This window comes from Gardnerella sp. KA00771 (genome assembly GCF_049244045.1).
GTDB classification, from domain to species: domain Bacteria; phylum Actinomycetota; class Actinomycetes; order Actinomycetales; family Bifidobacteriaceae; genus Bifidobacterium; species Bifidobacterium swidsinskii.
On record NZ_CP058368.1, the window covers coordinates 426,050 to 442,825 of the forward strand.

The 16,776-nt window shown below is 43.4% G+C and carries 11 protein-coding genes and 1 pseudogene; 8 read left to right on the forward strand and 4 right to left on the reverse strand.

Features of this window, described 5'->3' with window-relative positions:
- The first annotated feature begins 199 nt into the window (after positions 1-199).
- Together HXT57_RS01915 and ileS are read left to right on the forward strand one after the other, a co-directional pair.
- Positions 200-1,180: pseudogene (locus HXT57_RS01915) on the forward strand (Abi family protein).
- Positions 1,181-1,526: 346 nt separating this feature from the next.
- Positions 1,527-4,937 carry a mupirocin-resistant isoleucine--tRNA ligase gene (gene ileS, locus HXT57_RS01920; protein WP_421783650.1) on the forward strand — a complete coding sequence of 1,137 codons (3,411 nt, stop codon included), beginning with the start codon at positions 1,527-1,529 and terminating at the stop codon, positions 4,935-4,937.
- A gap of 271 nt (positions 4,938-5,208) precedes the next feature.
- Here ileS and HXT57_RS01925 read toward each other — a convergent pair whose 3' ends face one another.
- Complete coding sequence (locus HXT57_RS01925; RefSeq protein ID WP_288231277.1) at positions 5,209-5,484, reverse strand: BrnT family toxin; 276 nt, start codon at positions 5,482-5,484, stop codon at positions 5,209-5,211.
- Positions 5,485-5,993: 509 nt separating this feature from the next.
- Between HXT57_RS01925 and HXT57_RS01930 the strand changes: the two genes are divergently transcribed.
- The 5 genes from HXT57_RS01930 to murI all read left to right on the forward strand — a co-directional run bounded on the left by HXT57_RS01930 (position 5,994) and on the right by murI (position 12,500).
- Positions 5,994-6,923: an ABC transporter permease gene (locus HXT57_RS01930; protein ID WP_064622007.1), complete on the forward strand. Its 930-nt coding sequence runs from the start codon at positions 5,994-5,996 to the stop codon at positions 6,921-6,923.
- Entirely contained in the window at positions 6,920-8,116 is a 1,197-nt protein-coding gene (locus tag HXT57_RS01935; protein WP_421783652.1) for an ABC transporter permease, read from the forward strand. Before HXT57_RS01930 ends, HXT57_RS01935 begins: the two co-directional genes overlap by 4 nt.
- 173 nt (positions 8,117-8,289) lie before the next feature.
- Positions 8,290-9,999, forward strand: coding sequence for an ABC transporter substrate-binding protein (locus HXT57_RS01940; RefSeq protein WP_116773794.1), 1,710 nt, complete (start codon positions 8,290-8,292; stop codon positions 9,997-9,999).
- Between the two features lie 6 nt (positions 10,000-10,005).
- Positions 10,006-11,667, forward strand: a complete 1,662-nt coding sequence (gene nikE, locus HXT57_RS01945) for a nickel ABC transporter ATP-binding protein NikE (RefSeq protein ID WP_004110562.1) — start codon at positions 10,006-10,008, stop codon at positions 11,665-11,667.
- Between the two features lie 62 nt (positions 11,668-11,729).
- The gene (murI, locus tag HXT57_RS01950; protein ID WP_119504663.1) at positions 11,730-12,500 is read left to right on the forward strand and encodes a glutamate racemase; all 771 of its coding nucleotides are present in this window, start codon (positions 11,730-11,732) and stop codon (positions 12,498-12,500) included.
- Between the two features lie 40 nt (positions 12,501-12,540).
- On the opposite strand, the gene HXT57_RS01955 is transcribed toward murI, so the two are convergent.
- On the reverse strand, positions 12,541-13,191 hold the full coding sequence (locus HXT57_RS01955) for a vitamin K epoxide reductase family protein (RefSeq protein WP_119504664.1): 651 nt from the start codon (positions 13,189-13,191) through the stop codon (positions 12,541-12,543).
- Between the two features lie 175 nt (positions 13,192-13,366).
- Here HXT57_RS01955 and HXT57_RS01960 point away from each other — a divergent pair, with 175 nt between their 5' ends.
- Positions 13,367-14,224: a PHP domain-containing protein gene (locus HXT57_RS01960; protein ID WP_102703408.1), complete on the forward strand. Its 858-nt coding sequence runs from the start codon at positions 13,367-13,369 to the stop codon at positions 14,222-14,224.
- A gap of 478 nt (positions 14,225-14,702) precedes the next feature.
- On the opposite strand, the gene HXT57_RS01965 is transcribed toward HXT57_RS01960, so the two are convergent.
- Positions 14,703-14,921: a DUF3107 domain-containing protein gene (locus HXT57_RS01965; protein WP_004105154.1), complete on the reverse strand. Its 219-nt coding sequence runs from the start codon at positions 14,919-14,921 to the stop codon at positions 14,703-14,705.
- 63 nt (positions 14,922-14,984) lie between these two features.
- The gene (locus tag HXT57_RS01970; RefSeq protein ID WP_415705340.1) at positions 14,985-16,730 is read right to left on the reverse strand and encodes a phosphotransferase; all 1,746 of its coding nucleotides are present in this window, start codon (positions 16,728-16,730) and stop codon (positions 14,985-14,987) included.
- Positions 16,731-16,776 lie beyond the last annotated feature (46 nt).

Here is a 16,776-nt window from a genome sequence, read left to right on the forward strand (position 1 = left end):
TTCGTATAATTGAGTAGTGGTGAAGCCAGGCAGTGTCTGGTTCGCGAAGAGCCAATCAAGCGATTGATTGGCTCTTTGTGCATCTAATAGCGGGGGATTGGTGGGGATGATGGTGATTTATAAACCTTTTACTACTATCAGACAACAAATAGAATTACTTAAGTCTAGAGGAGTAGTGTTTCCTGATGAGATTAAAGCTATGGAAATACTTGAAAGAGAAGGTTACTATAGCGTTGTAAATGGATATAAAAATCCATTTCTTGAGTCAAAAAATTCGAATAAATATGTTCAAGGAACAAAGTTTGAACACATTTATTATCTTTTTAAATTTGATCGTGAACTTCGCAGTGTTATCTTTGCAGCTACAACTAGAGCAGAAGCATTGTTAAGGTCATCATGTTCATATTGCTTTAGCCAAATGCACGGTAATGAAGTTAATGCTTACCTTAATGAAACTAACTATGAAGATCCAAAGGAATCAGGTGGTTTAATTAAAGCATTTAATCGAATTATAGAAAATAATAAGTCAAATAATCAAAAATTAAATATAGGAAAAGAGTAGATACGACATTGTATCAATAATCACGATGGGCAAGTTCCATTATGGGTTTTATCTAATGATTTGACTTTCGGACAGATGTTCTGGTTTTACAAAGCGCAAACTAAATGCGTGAGAGGTTTGGTTGCTAAAAAATATACTGAACTTTATAATTCTTCACACTGTTCTCAAAAAGATATTACGTCAATAAAAATTGATTCTATTTATAGAAGAATTAAAGAGTTCAGAAATATTTGTGCGCACGATGAACGTTTGTATTGTGCTAGACCGCATAGTGATAATGCAACAGTCTTTCAACTTATTAAAGATTTCGACATATTATTAGAAACTAGCTATTATCTAGAGTTTTTAGAGAAGATTGAGAAATTATTAAGTGCGCTTTGTGTTGAAGTGCCAAATTGCTCTAAAAATGTTATTGAATGCATTGGAATGTCTAGTATTTATGAATTTTATGATTGGAAAAATAAAATTAAAGAGAATAGTAACTTGTCTGTTCCAAACGAGGCAACGCTTAAGGCTATGAATCACGCTAATCAAATTATGAATGGCAAAATTTCTGACGATGGCATTGCTTTTAGCAATGCTAATGAAGCTAAGGCATTTTTGGATAATATGTCATGAAAATGTCATGAAAATTATTCGCGAGTCGCGAAATTATTCCTAATGTTAGGGGATAGTGTTAGATTATTTCTAACTTAAGCGATGATCCGTTATCGGCGGGGAGTTTTCGGAAGAACGGCGAGGATTCGTAAGGTTTTCGCTTATTAGAACCGACGGGGTTGGCCCGCACAGCCAAACACGAGAGGCTATGGGAATAGTTCGATTGCGTTGCATATTTGTGTTACGCACTTGCGTTATGCATTGCGATACACGTTACGTAATCATCTTATAGCAAGCGAGGTGGTACCGCGGCAGTAACTGTCGTCCTCGCAGGGAAATATTCACCCTGTTGAGCGAGGAGAGCACAGTGAGCGAATCCACTAATCCAGCAGCAAACGCGTCCGAAAATACGTCCGCAAATCACGTATACCCAAAGGTAAGTGTTTCAGCATCAACGCAAGAAAACTCCGGCGCGCAAGTTGCACCAAATCCTTCCTTCCCAAAGCTTGAAGAATCAGTTCTCCAATACTGGGATGCAAACAACACTTTCCGCAAGTCAATCGAATACCGTCCGTCCGGCAAGGGTAGTCAAAACGAGTTCGTGTTCTTCGACGGACCTCCATTCGCAAACGGTCTTCCTCACTACGGCCACCTGCTCACAGGCTACGCAAAAGACGTCGTTCCGCGCTATCAGACTATGCGCGGCCGCAAAGTAAACCGCGTTTTTGGTTGGGATACTCACGGTCTTCCTGCAGAGCTGGAAGCGCAGAAGGAGCTCGGCATCGAGTCGGTTGAGCAAATCGAAAAAATGGGCATCGCAAAGTTTAACGATGCTTGCCGCGCCAGCGTTTTAAAGTACACAAACGAGTGGCAAAACTACGTGCATCGTCAGGCTCGTTGGGTTGATTTCGAGCGCGGTTACAAAACGCTGAACATTCCATACATGGAATCCGTTATGTGGGCATTTAAGCAGCTTTACGATAAGGGCTTGGCTTACAAGGGTTACCGCGTGCTTCCGTACTGCCCGAAGGACCAAACTCCACTTTCAGCCCACGAGCTTCGCATGGACGCGGATGTGTACCAGAATCGTCAGGATACTACCGTTTCCGTTGCCGTTAAGCTTCGCGACGAAGCCGACGCTTACGCAGTATTCTGGACCACTACTCCTTGGACTGTGCCAACCAATTTCGCAATCGTAGTTGGCGCAGACATCGACTACGTGGAAGTTCGCCCAACTGAAGGCAAGTTCGCAGGTAAAAAGTTCTACATCGGTAAGCCTTTGCTCGGCTCCTACACTAAGGAACTTGGCGAAAATTACGAAGTTGTGCGCGAACTTAAGGGCGCTGAGATGGCTGGTTGGCGCTACTACCCAGTGTTCCCATACTTTGCAAGCGAATCTGCGCTCGCAGAGGGTGGCACTCCTGGTTCTAACGCTTTTACGATTTTCACCGCAGATTATGTTGACACCGCTGAAGGTACTGGTCTCGTTCACCAGGCTCCTTACGGCGAGGACGATATGAACACGCTTAACGCGCACGAAATTCGCAGCGTTGACGTGCTCGACGCAGGCTGCAAGTTTACAAGCGACTGCCCAGATTACGAAGGCTTGTACGTTTTCGACGCGAACTTGCCTATTTTGCGTAACTTGCGTGCAGGAGACGGTCCGCTTGCTCAAATGCCGGAAGATCAGCGCGCGTTGCTATTCCAAGAAAAAAGCTACGTGCACAGCTATCCTCACTGCTGGCGTTGCGCAACTCCGCTTATTTATAAGCCTGTTTCTAGTTGGTTTGTGTCTGTTACGAAGATTAAGAAGCGTTTGCTTGAGCTTAATCAGGAGATTAATTGGATTCCTGGAAACGTTAAGGACGGCCAGTTTGGTAAGTGGCTTTCTAACGCGCGCGACTGGTCGATTAGCCGTAACCGCTTCTGGGGTTCGCCAATTCCAGTGTGGGTGAGTGACGATCCAAAGTATCCTCGCGTAGATGTATACGGTTCTTTGGAAGAGCTTAAGGCTGATTTTGGCGACTATCCGCGCGATGACGACGGCAATGTGAATATGCACCGCCCGTATATCGATCGCCTTACTCGTCCAAATCCAGACGATCCTACTGGAAAGTCGCAAATGCATCGTATTACGGATGTTCTCGACTGCTGGTTTGAGTCTGGTTCCATGCCTTTCGCGCAGTTCCATTATCCGTTTGAAAATAAGGAATTCTTCGAAGAGCACTTCCCATGTGACTACATCGTTGAATATATTGGTCAGACTCGTGGCTGGTTCTACACGCTTCACATTATGGCTACGGCTCTATTCGACCGCCCGGCTTATAAGAACGTGATTTGCCACGGCATTGTGCTTGGTTCCGACGGTCAGAAGATGAGTAAGCATTTGCGCAATTACCCAGATGTGAACGGCGTTTTCAACGAATACGGTTCGGACGCAATGCGCTGGTTCCTCATGTCTTCGCCAATTTTGCGCGGTGGCAATTTGATTGTGACTGCAGACGGCATTAGGGATACTGTTCGTCAGGTTATGCTTCCAGTTTGGAGCTCGTACTACTTCTTCACTTTGTATGCGAATGCTGCAAACGGTGGTAAGGGTTATGACGCTCGTCGTCTTCGCGCGGATGAGGTTGCAGGACTTTGCAACATGGATCGTTATTTGCTTGCTCGCACGCGTTTGCTTGTTGAGCGCGTAGAAAAGTGCTTGAACGAGTTTGCGATTAGCGATGCTTGCGCAGCAGTTGGCGATTTTATTGACGTGCTTACGAATTGGTATATTCGCGGCAGTCGTGACCGCTTCTGGAATGAAGACGAGACTGCTTTCAACACGCTTTACACTGTGTTGGAAGTGTTCATGCGCACGATTGCTCCTCTTGCTCCTATGGAAGCTGAGGCTGTTTGGCGCGGTCTTACCGGTGGCGAATCCGTGCATTTGGCTGATTGGCCTTATTTGGTGGAGCCTGAAACTCTTTCAGACGGTGAGAAGAACCCTAAGGCTGGAACAGTCACTGAGCTTGGTGCTGTTCTTGCTCATGACGATGCTTTGGTTGCTGCTATGGATAAGGTTCGCGAGGTTGTGTCTTCTGCGCTTTCGTTGCGTAAGGCGGAACAGTTGCGCGTACGCCAGCCATTGGCAAACTTGACGGTTGTTGCAGAAAATACTGCTGCTGTTGAGCCTTACGAGCAGGTTCTTGAGCGCGAGCTTAACGTGAAGAATGTTACATTCTGCACTTTGGAAGACGCAAGCTCTCACGGCTTGAAGATTGTTCACGAGCTTAAGGTGAATGCGCGCGCTGCTGGCCCTCGTTTGGGCAAGCAAGTGCAGTTTGCTATTAAGTCTTCTAAGAGTGGCGATTGGCGAGTTGACGAGTCTGGCGCTCCTGTTGTTCAGACTCCAAACGGCGAAGTTGCGCTTGTTGAGGGCGAATATGAGCTTGTAAATCGCGTTGAATCTTCGGATGCTCAAGCGGCTGCGAATACGGCTTCTGCTGCAATGCCAACTGGCGGTTTCGTTATGCTCGACACTGCTTTGACTAGCGATTTGCTTGCTGAAGGTTACGCTCGCGACGCTATTCGCGCTGTTCAGGATGCTCGTAAGGAGAACGGTTTGGATATTAGTGACCGAATCGCTTTGACTTTGAGCGTGCCAGCTTCGGACGTTGCTAAAGTTGAGCAGTTCCGCGATTTGATTGCTGAGGAGACTTTGGCTACGAGCTTCGAGATTGTTGAGGCTGATTCTAGCGCAACTGAGCTTAGCGTAACTCTTAAGCGTGCGTAAAACACAACTAACAGCTAATTAACTAAACAAAGCGTGCCGGTGTATTTCAATACGTCGGCACGTTTTGTTTTTATTTATTTCTTTTATTGACTACCGCGTTGTAGCTATTCTAAAGAATTTCATTATTCTCAATATCCATTCAGGCATAATAAATGTGACGTGCTTTTGTTCATTCGAGTGGTTTTGTATAGTTGGATGTTCCAAATCAAAGTACTCAAGTACGTCTTCACCGTTATCGAATTTTTTATCAATTTCTTTTCCGCTTATTTCTTTACTCTTTGTGGTGTTTTTCATAATATTGTTCCTCTTTCTTTCGTGATCTTCTTACAGAAATAATACGAATTCGATTATTTCTTTTTGTTATTACTGCGGTCCAATGTTTGCTGTCTATCTTTCCAAAAACTAAGTAGCGAGCGTCGTCATTTCCTGAATTTTTGGATTCGATTTCAGTTATTTCATTATTCCAAAGTATTTGAGCTTTTTTGAAACTGATACCATGTTTAGCTAAATTTTTTAAGCTCTTTGCAGGATCGTATTCAAAATTCATACTCACCTTCTATCGTCTATTTTAACGTAAAATAGCATCAATTGAAACTATTTTTAATGATTGTTGTTTTGTATTAAGTATCGTAAATGCTTTAAGTCGGCTTTCCTAGATTTTTTACGCATTGTGGTTAAAGGCTATTTATAAAAGCGCGCTACCGCATTGAGCTTGCTTGAAGCGCACAATGCAGCTTCAAGCAAGGGCAATTAATTAACATTTTTTGGATTGTTGGTCGTCAGATTACGCTTTCTTAAGAGAATAAAGAAAGCGTAATCGAGTGCGCGCCGACGCTGAAAGCACACTGTGCTTTCAGCATTGAGTCGGCGCTACCGCATTGGGTCGCTTTTCGCGCTACGCTTAATCGAAAAGCGAGTCAATGTGACACCCCGTTTTCTATGGGTTCCTATAGTGTCGATAAGACAACAATACAAATTTTTACTCGATTTGTGTTTTGCGTTAATTTATATTGCATGATATTCAAAAAGAAAGTGCAGGTGACGAAATGAGTAAAGATGAGAAGGGTCGGTGTATTTCGTTCACGCTATAAGCGTGATTCATCTAGCGTCACCGTTCCTACTGGAAATAATTCTGGCATTATTATCGGAAGTATAATTATTGCAATTTTTGTGATTTTGGCAATTTTTGCCGATGCTTTTACTGCAATCACTGGCAATAATCCTTATGATGAGCATCCAGAATATTTAGATTTTAATTCTGTTCCAACAGGTTTTGGTGGCATTAATTTCCAGCATTGGTTTGGTGTTACGCCACTTCGTGGTCTTGATATTTTTGCAATTGTGGCTCATGGCGCGCGCGTATCTCTTGGAATTGGCGTCGCTTCTACCATAATATCGCTATTTCTTGGCATCGTAATCGGCATGATTGCAGGGTATTTCAGTGGTTTTGCAGATGCTTTGCTTTCGCGCACAATGGACGTGTTCTTCGGTTTCCCGTTCCTGATTTTTGCGATTGCTTTGTCTGCTGTTGTGCCGCAAGATTTTCCGCGTCCGCTTCTACTAATACTTGTTTTAGGATTTTTTGGTTGGCCAAGTATTGCGCGTTTAGTTCGCGCTCAAACTCTTACGCTTAAATCTCGCAATTTTGCAGTTGCATCTCGCGTAATGGGAGCCGGTACGTGGCATGTTCTTCGTGAACAAATAATGCCAAATATGATGCCGTTGTTGCTTGTGAATGTAACGTTCCTTATTCCTGGACGAATTGGAGCTGAAGCTGCGTTGTCTTTCCTTGGCGTTGGTATGAATCCGCCTTCGCCTTCGTGGGGTCGCGCTATTGCGGAAGCTGTGCAGTGGGTTTTAGTTGACCCATGGTATTTACTTTTCCCTGGAACTGCACTGTTCTTGCTAACTTTCGGTTTTAATCTTGTTGGTGACGGTTTGGCTAGTGCTCTTCAGCCTCGCGCTAAAAAGGCGGCGACGGCATGAGATATAAGGAAAATATTAGTAATAGCGATACAAAAAATAGTAATAGCAGTACGAAAAATATCAGCAATAAGCAGAATGTAAATAATACGCAGAAGAAAAATATGCAACAAAATATTAGTAATAACAGCAATAATGAATCCGCAAAAAACTCGCGAATTATTAGCAAAACCGTAGATTTTCTTACGTTTTTAATAAAGCGTTCAGCAAGCGCGGTACTTGTTTTAACACTGATTGCAGTTGTATTATTCCTTATTTTCTTTATGCTCCCAGCGAATCCTGCGCAACTTGCTTGCGGAAAGCCTTGCACTCCTGAACGTTTGGCGCGAGTTTCCGCATTTATGGGCACGGACGCGCCGTGGTATGAGCAGCTTGGAAACTATATTCGTGGGATATTTTTTGGACGAGAATTTGGAACTAATTCTGCATCCTCAGGAATTTCAGCCGCTGGTGCCGCAATTATCTGCTCGTCTCCATGCTTAGGCTGGTCCTTCACGCTTAACGAACCAGTCACAGATCTTATTATGAGCCGTTTTGCTGTGACAGCTTCTTTGGCGATTGGCGCTGCATTACTTTGGGTAATTATTGGTGTAGTAACCGGAGTGATTTCTGCTTCTAAAGAAGGATCGCTTTTTGATCGTGCATTTAGAGCGCTTTCTTCAGTGGGGATTTCGTCTCCTGCTTACCTGATTGGTATGCTTGCAATACTTGCTTTTGCAGTGTATCTGCCAATTTTCCCTATAGGCGGTTATGTGAATTTTTCGGATGATCCTTTAGGTTGGCTGCAGCATTTGCTACTTCCGTGGATTGTTTTGGCACTTCTTAACGCTGCTTATTATACGCGACTTACTCGTGCTCATATGCTTGACGAGTTGCAACAGGATTATATGCGCACTGCCTTGGCTAAGGGTATGCCGCGAACGAAAGTTATAACTCGTCACGCTCTGCCTAACGTAATGCTTCCTGTGCTAACAATGTTTGGCTTGGATCTAGGCGGTTTGCTTGGCGGTGCTGTGATTACTGAGAGAGTTTTCTCTATGCAAGGTTTGGGTTCGCTACTTCTTGATTCTGTTAAAAATCTTGATTTGCAAGTGCTGGTTGGTGTGACGCTTTTTGCGGCTGCGCTTGTGATTGTTGCGAATCTTATTGTTGACATCTGTTATCGTTTCATCGATCCTCGTGCCGCAGTCTGTTAGTGCCTTTCGAGTGAAATTGTTAGTGGGCGAGGACTAAGCGCTTGCGTTTGCTTGATGCTGCTCGTGTCAGCTCGCTCACTTTTTCTCAAGTTCAAAAATGTTAAATAGCTTATGCGCGAGTTTTAAAGAATTAAATTTTAAATAGAAAAGATTAAAGAAATAAGGGGATTATTATGTTCATTTTCAAAAATAATACGGCTTCAAAGAAAATTCTTGCTTCAACAGCAGCTTTTTCACTACTTACAATTTCACTACTTTCGCTTTCAGCTTGCACAAATTACAACTCTGGGAAAACCAGTATTACGAACACTTCCGTGCTAAATTCTAATCCTAAAAAAGGCGGAACTTTTACAATATTTACGTCAAATACGAATATGAATTTCGATCCAGCGCGCAGTCAGGGTTTGCCAATTACGTCAAATAATTTCATCTTCCGCGCACTTACTACGTGGAAAGTAAGTCCGGATTCAAGCGAGCAAACGCGCGTAGTTCCAGATTTGGCAACGGATACTGGCACAACAAGTGACGGCGGAAAAACTTGGAAATACACTCTTAAAAAGGGTGTTAAGTATGAAGATGGAACCGAAATCACTTCGCACGATATTAAATTTGGTATTGAGCGCTCGTTTGCAGATTCGTTAAGCGGTGGTTTTGGATATCACAAAACTCTTCTTGTTGGAGCTGAAAACTATAGAGGACCATTCGACGGAAAGTCGCTTGATTCGATTGAAACTCCAGATAATCAAACGATTATTTTCCATTTGAAAGCACCTTTTGCAGATTGGCCGTGGGTGACATCTTTGGCTGCATTTGTGCCAGTTCCAACTAGTTCAGGCGATGCTCAGACATATAGTAAAAGGCCGAAATCTTCAGGACCATACAGGATTGTGCAGAACGAAGTTGGAAAGCAAGTTGTAATGCAACGCAATAAGTATTGGGATTCCAAGCTTGACAGTACTCGCACAGCTTCTGCAGATGAAATTGTGTGGAAACTTGGTTCAGACACTACTGTTTCAGCTCAGTCTATGATTCAAGGAAATACGGATACAAAAGCCGCATTTTTGGCTGATTTTGTGCCGCCTGCTCAGCTTGCACAAGCTCAAGCGCATCCTCAATCTCGCAAGTTGCTAACTACTAGTAGTGATGGTGCTCTTGAATATTTGGCTATGAATACGCGCAGAATAACGGATATCAATGTTCGAAAAGCGATTCAGTATGCTGTTGATAAGCAGTCGTATCGAACTGCGAAGGGCGGCGAAATTGCTGGAGGTTTTGCTACTACGCTTATTACGCCTGGTATTTCTGGTCGAAAGCAGTTTAATTTGTATTCTGAAGATCCTCGAGGGAACGTTGAGAAAGCTAAACAACTGTTGAAAAAATCAGGTAAAACCGATATTAAGTTGATTCTGATTGCTCGTCCGGATCAAACGCAAGTGGCATCTTCTGTGCAATCAAGTTTAAAGCGAGCTGGTATTAAAGTGACGATTAAAACTGTTGACGCAGTAAACTTTACGGATGCAATTACGTCAAATTCCGGAGATTACGATTTGGCTTTGGCTTCGTGGCAGCCTGATTTTCCTTCTGCTTTTGCGAATTTGGGACCGCTTTTTGATTCTTCGCAAATTGGCGGCGGTAACTGGAATATTTCTCGTTATTCGAATCCTAAAGTAGATGCTTTAATTCGCGAAGCTGTGCAAACTGTTGACGAGAATTCGGCTCATAAACTGTGGCAAAAGGCGGATCACGCTATTATGGAAGATTCTCCTGTTGTTCCGCTTATTTACTCGCATAATACGTTTATTCATGGAAGCGGTGTTGAGAATTTCTACATCGGAAGTTTTCCTGCTTACCCTAATTATGCAGCTGTGTCTTTGAATAGGTGATTGAAGATGACGAATTTGGATGCGCAAGCTTTGGATAATAAAGATTTGGATGCGCGTAAAAGAATTGTTATAAGCGTTGAAGATTTGTCAGTTTCGATTGACGGTAGGCAAATTACACGCAATGTTTCTATGCGATTGCGTGATGGAATGGTTTCTGCGTTAGTAGGCGAGTCCGGTTCTGGAAAGTCACTTACTGCGTTGGCTCTTATGGGATTGCTCGATAATAATGCGCGTGTTGAAGGGAATGCGGCGCTTCTTAACGCTTCAGATGCTAACGAATCTTTTATAAATTTGCTTAGCGAAGATGTCTCTTATGAGCATATTCGCGGTGGCATGATTGGCATGATTTTTCAGGAGCCGTCCAGTGCGTTTAATCCTGTGAAAACAATTGGCAAGCAAATAGAAGAAGCGCTAATATATCATCCTGAAAAAGCAGGAAAGCTTAGCCAAAGAGAGCGTAAGAAGCGTGTGATTTCGCAGCTTCTCGAGGTTGAGTTGAGTGATGCTGAGCGCGTGTATCGTTCTTATCCGCATGAGCTTTCTGGCGGCCAACTCCAGCGTGCGATGATTGCTATGGCTTTAATAAATCGTCCACAAGTTTTGATTGCAGACGAGCCTACAACAGCACTCGACATCACCACGCAACGAGATATTTTACGTCTTATACGTAATTTGTCGGAGAAATTACAGCTTGCTGTATTAATTATTACGCACGATATGAGTGTTGTGCGCGCGCTCGCAGATGAAATGTATGTAATGCAAGGCGGGAATATTGTGGAATCTGGCGAAGTTCAGCATATTTTTGCGAATCCTAAGCACGAATATACGCGCACTTTGCTAGATTCTGTTCCTAAATTTGATATGCAATATGCTTCAAGTGGTGATTCTTATGAAAGTATAGAAGAAGTAGCAAAAGCAATTGCTAAGAATATTGCTAAGAATATTTCTGAATCTCCAGGATCTGAATCTCCAGTAGTTGAAGTTCAAGGCGTAAGTGTGAAGTATTCGCATGCTCGTTTTAGCAAAAATTCAAATAAGCTTGCTCTCGCTAATGCAAACTTGCGCATTAACTCTGGCTCTACACTAGCTTTAGTCGGGGAGTCTGGAGCTGGGAAAACCACTATTGCAAAGCTTATTTCTGGGCAAATCAAACCAAATTCAGGATTAGTGCTACTTAATGGAGAAAACTTAAACAGATTAAACAATAAAGCTCGCCGCCAAGCATTATCGCGAATTGGATACGTTTTTCAAGATTCAGGTTCCGCACTAAATCCGCGTAAAACCATTGGCTGGAGTATTGCAGAACCATTACTTTTACACACGAATCTTGATGCCAATGAGCGTTTAGAGCGCGTTGAAGAAATGCTTAATCAAGTACAACTGCCAGTTGAATTCGCAAGCCGTTTTCCTCACGAGCTTTCCGGAGGTCAAAGACAGCGCGTAGGTATTGCGCGAGCGTTGATTTTGCAGCCTTCTCTGCTTATTGTGGATGAGCCAACTTCTGCGCTTGACGTAACAGTGCAACGTTGTGTACTTAACTTATTGCATGATTTGCAACAAAAATACCGTTACGCATGCTTGTTTATTACTCATGATGTTGGCGTTGTGCAAGAAGTTGCTAGCGAAGTTGCCATAATTAGAAATGGCAGCGTTCAATATATTTCGTAGTATGTTTTCCTAGTATGTTGACACTCGCCATTACGATAGTAAGCGTTTTTAGGAGGTAGTTTATGGCATCGTCGGCAGCAATTGGCGTTTTTGATTCTGGGCTTGGAGGCATTTCCGTAGCTCGTCAGTTGCATGCTGCTCTGCCGCATGAGCGAATTATTTATTTCGGCGACTCTGCAAACGCGCCATACGGCATTAAAACGCCTGAAGAAGTTAAAAAGTTAAGCTTTGCAATCGTCGAGCATTTTGTTCGTTTAAATGTAAAAGCTGTTGTAATTGCTTGTAATACTGCCACTTCCGCAGCTGTGAACGATTTGCGCGCGCATTACAATATACCTACCATAGGTATGGAGCCGGCGCTTAAATTAGCTTGTGATTTAGGTAAAGGTGAGCCTCAGCGCGTAATCGTAGCTGCAACTCCGCTTACTCTTCGCGAGCGCAAGTTTGCGGATTTGCTGCAACGTTTTTCGCAAAATAACACGATTTTTTCGCAGCCTTGTCCTGATTTAGTGCGTATTGTTGAGCGTGGGGAGCTTAGTAATCGTGATGTAGTTTTTGCTGCTCTTCACAAGTATTTCGACGAGTATGATTTAGACAGTATCGATTCGGTTGTGCTGGGCTGCACTCATTTTGTGTTTTATAGGGATTATTTCCGCGAGTTTTTGCCTGCGCGCACGAATATTGTTGACGGCAACGAAGGAACTATTAATCATTTGCGCAAAATATTGGAACTTAATAATGAGCTTGCAAGCGATTCTCAAGAAGGCAGCATAACTCTTACTAATTCGGATACAAGCTTGCGCATGCAGCAACTTGCGAAGAGCTTGTGCTGAAAGACTTGCGTTAAGATTTTGCGTTAAAAATCGCTCTTATTCAGCCAAAAAATACTTTAGAATATTGGCACAAAATCAAAGTAAGCAATGCCGCAATCCAAAGCACGTCTATGAGCAAGTCGTATCGCAAACGGTAATAGCTTTCAACCAAGCTAAAACGCTTAACAAGCAACTTTTGCGAACTTACGCTTGCGTGAGTCAAAGATATAAATTGCATTGTTGTGGAGAACATAAGCACAATGCACCACGGGCACAACGCGTGAATTACGAACATAGATTGCGAAAACAGCCAGTAAGCATAGACAAGAGCGCATAACCCACCAAGCCAAGTGCAGATTGCGAACCATCGCGGCACGCGTACGCGAATCATTCCAATAACTGCGAGCGTTACGAATACGCTTTCTGCAGCAATTCCAAAGAATGCGTTTGGGAAGCTTAATTCGCCAAATTTCACAATTTCTGCCTGCCAAGTTTGTGCAACTCTAGAGCAGGACACAACGCTGTTAAAATCGCAGCTGAGCAGTTTTTTAGGTGCGCGCGCTAAAGCAAGGGTTTCAGCAGAAAGTATAAGCGAAGTTACGAGTGCTACTGCAGAGAAAAATAGCATAATGCCATACGTCCATGCTGCAGAGTGCCTCCATCCGCTAAGTGTTGTTTCATAGTTTTCTTTAGCGACGTCAGTTTGCTCCATTGCTGCTCCTAAAAGTTACTAATTGCGAATGATGTGAATAATAATAAATAATAGCAAATAATTATGTGTGCATATTCATTTCTCGTTACATGGCACAGTTTACGATGATTATATGACCGCAATAAGCAACAACCAACGTGACGCATCAAATCATGCTAGCGATAGCAACTCCAGCATGATGAGTTTTGCGCGCGAACGCTGGGATTTGCACTGTCATACTGTTTATTCAGACGGTACTGCAACTCCAGAAGATTTAATTACGCAAGCTAAAATCGTTGGTTTGCAAGGTGTTGCTATTACTGATCACGACACAACTGCAGGATGGCATGATTTTCAAGAGGCTGCTAAAGCTTCGAATATGCCAGTATTATTTGGTTCGGAGATTACTGCGCAAGACTCAGGCGTGTTTGTGCACATGCTCGCATACCAGTACAATCCGAAAAATAGCATGATTGTGAGCATGTTTGAGCTTACTAGGAAGCGTCGTTTTGATCGCACAAAGCGTATGGTTGAATGTATGTCGCGCGATTTTCCAATTACTTGGAATGACGTTTTGGCTCAAGCGAAGCTCGGTGACTTAACTACGATCGGGCGGCCGCATATCGCTGATGCTTTAGTAAAAGCTGGCGTGTATAAAACGCGTTCTGAAGCTTTTGCTGGGCCTATTTCTCCGTGCAGCCCGTACTATATACCAACTCCTTCTCCAAATGTTCGTGAAGTTATTGAGGCTGTTAAAGATGCTGGAGGGGTTGTTGTTATTGCGCATCCTGCCGACCCTACGCGTAACCGCGTGCTTCTTTCGGATAATCAAATTATATCGTTTGCTAAAGCTGGTCTTGACGGTTTAGAAGTGTATCATCGCGGAAATTCTAAAGCACAGCGTGAAAGACTGCTTTCTTTAGCGAGTAAGTGCGATTTGCTTGTGACGGGCGGCTCGGATTGGCATGGCTACGGTAAGCCAAATCGTTTGGGCGAAGAAACAACAAGCCGCGAAGTAGTATCGGAAATACTCTTGCGCGGCTATAAGCTCTAAATTCCTTATTTACTATTTGTTTAATGTGGCACGAGTTTTGGGGGATTTCTTTCCTCGCGCGTCCCGTCCTTCGTGCGCTCTGGCTGCTAAAAGTGCTTATTGTGTTCGCCTTTCTTTAAAGAATGTAGCTTCTCAGTCCTCTTTTAGCGCTCGTAAAGAAATCCCCCAAACTCTGCGTGTTTAATCGTTAATAACCGTGTCTATCGCAGAGATTTTTCGATTTTTCTTCTTCGCTTGGCGAATCAGCAGCCTGAGGCTCTGACGTTCGCCGCGCTCAGTGCGAAAAATCTCAAATCTCTACCCACGCGAACATTCCATGCAACTAGAGCCGCGCAATAGGCTATGTTGTGTGCGTTGTAGGTACATCCAGAGTAGCGTATGCGGTAGCACAGATGCTAGTGCTCACTAAGCAATAAGTAATTAGCTTCTGCAGAGCAATACTGCAAAGCTTCAGAAGGTTTGGCTAGAGTTCGTTATTTTAGTTGAGTGCTCCGAAACCTACTGAATGCTTTGGTGTATCGCCGATGAGCGCGTAAGACAGCGACGAAGCTGAGACCATAATAGTGCGCCCATTTACGTCCGTAAACTCAAGCATATCCTTGGAATCGTTAATCACTTTGCGCACTTCTTCTGCACTTTGGTTGGTTTCAAAATCGATGGAATCAGAAACGTTTTTTACTCCTAAAACAACTCGCATACATGCTCCTTTTGCTTTTTACGCTATTTATCGTTTTAATTAGTATTTAGTATTTTATTTATCTTAGTCTAAGTCTGCTTGTGCGTCGCGCATTGCTCGTTCTTCACGCTCTAGCAGAGGGATGATTACGGTTTCTGGTTTATCGTCATTTTTTTGCGTATTTCTTTCTGTATCTTCAGAAAGTTTTGAGTCCGAAGAAGTCTCGTTTGCGCTATCAACCTTACTGTCACGCTCAACTATAACTTCATCCTTAACCTCAGAATCATTGTTGTTCTTGGCGTCCTTAGCTTCCTCATTGCTACCAGCGTTACTAACGTTTTCATGCTCAGCACTAGCATTGCTATCGGCAGATTTACTCATTGCAGTTTGCACAATAGTTTCTGCGGTTTCGTGTACTGTTTGAGTTTTTACATGAGTAATTACTTGAGTTGCTGTGTCGTCAGCGAGTTGTGCTGCTTTTTCAGCCTCCTCAGCGTTAGCTGCGTGTGTGCCAGCATATTGAACTTTGCGCTCATGAGTATCGTCGCTTATAGTTTTGTTGCTATCGTAAGTCTCGTCTTGAGTGTTATTTAACTCAGTATTTCTTTCTGAAGTAATGTCTCGCTCATGAGTTTCGTCGCTATTTCCAGTGTTTAGTTGGTTTTCAGTAGAATTATTCTTAGAAATTTGGCGACTTTGCGTATTGTCATTTTCAAGAAGCGTTCCAACTGTAATAGTCGAGACGGGATTTCCTGCAGCACGACCAGTTTTAGCAGTTTGTGCATTGCTAATACGACTAAGCTCGTGCGCTAAACGCTCAACTTGAGCCTTAAAACGCATAATACTGGTGTTATCTGCACGTTGCAAAGCTTGAACAAAATCGCCAACTTGTTCCATTTGCAGCCACAAGTTTGCGCGAAGCATAATCAAACTATCTAAACGAGAACCCATAATTCTACCGTATGCAGAAAGCACTGCGTTTCGGCGCTGCTCGTTAAGTTTTGCAAAAATCCAAGCCAAATCGCGCGCAGGATCGTTAATTTGCATTCTTTGCCAATTTGTTACAGCAGTAATTGTTGAGCCAGCAAACAAAATGTCGCCATCCATAAAACCGCCGTGTACTGGGCAAGTTTCAAATGACCACAATCCTTCAGTTTCCAACACTCTTGACCAACTGTCAGTAATTTCGGTTGGAATATGACCGGCTTGACGAAGTCTTTTAATCCAACCGGTTAACTGTGCGCGAATTTGACCAGTAGTAAAAGCAGAGTATTTTCCGCGCGTTACGAAAGTAGGGCGCAGGCGATGAATAGCGCCGATTGCAGTTCCAACATTTGCGCAATCGTCAGTAGTAAGAAGACGCAAGTCGCGAGCGCTACCTTCAAGATGTTCGCAAATAAGCACAGTGTCTTCATCGTTGTTGTTGGCAATAATGCTTGACATTCGTATAGATTGCTGTTGTGTAGATTGCTGTTGTGTAGATTGCTGTTGTGTGTATTGCTGAGTGCCAACAACTGTAGAATTTTCATCGGTTACATTATTTGCAACATTTCCAGCGTTATTATTAGCATCTTCGCGTTTTCCTGGCATAAACGTGAGCATAGTGTCGTAAGCGAATCCCAAAGCTGCCAAATCTTTACTGTGCTCAAGAGTCCATGCTGCACGAGCCCGGTCATGCAAACGCTTGCGACCTTTACTATCCGCACTGATAAAAACGTCGTAAAGCTTACCGGAAATATCTTGCACAACGGCGTGAGAAATTCCAGCCGCGGTATCAGTGGCATTAACTTGCTCACTTTGGCGCGTTCCTGCAAACTGTACTTCGGGCATGGCTGCAGATGCCAGTGCTGCCAACTTGAATCTACTGAGTTGTGTC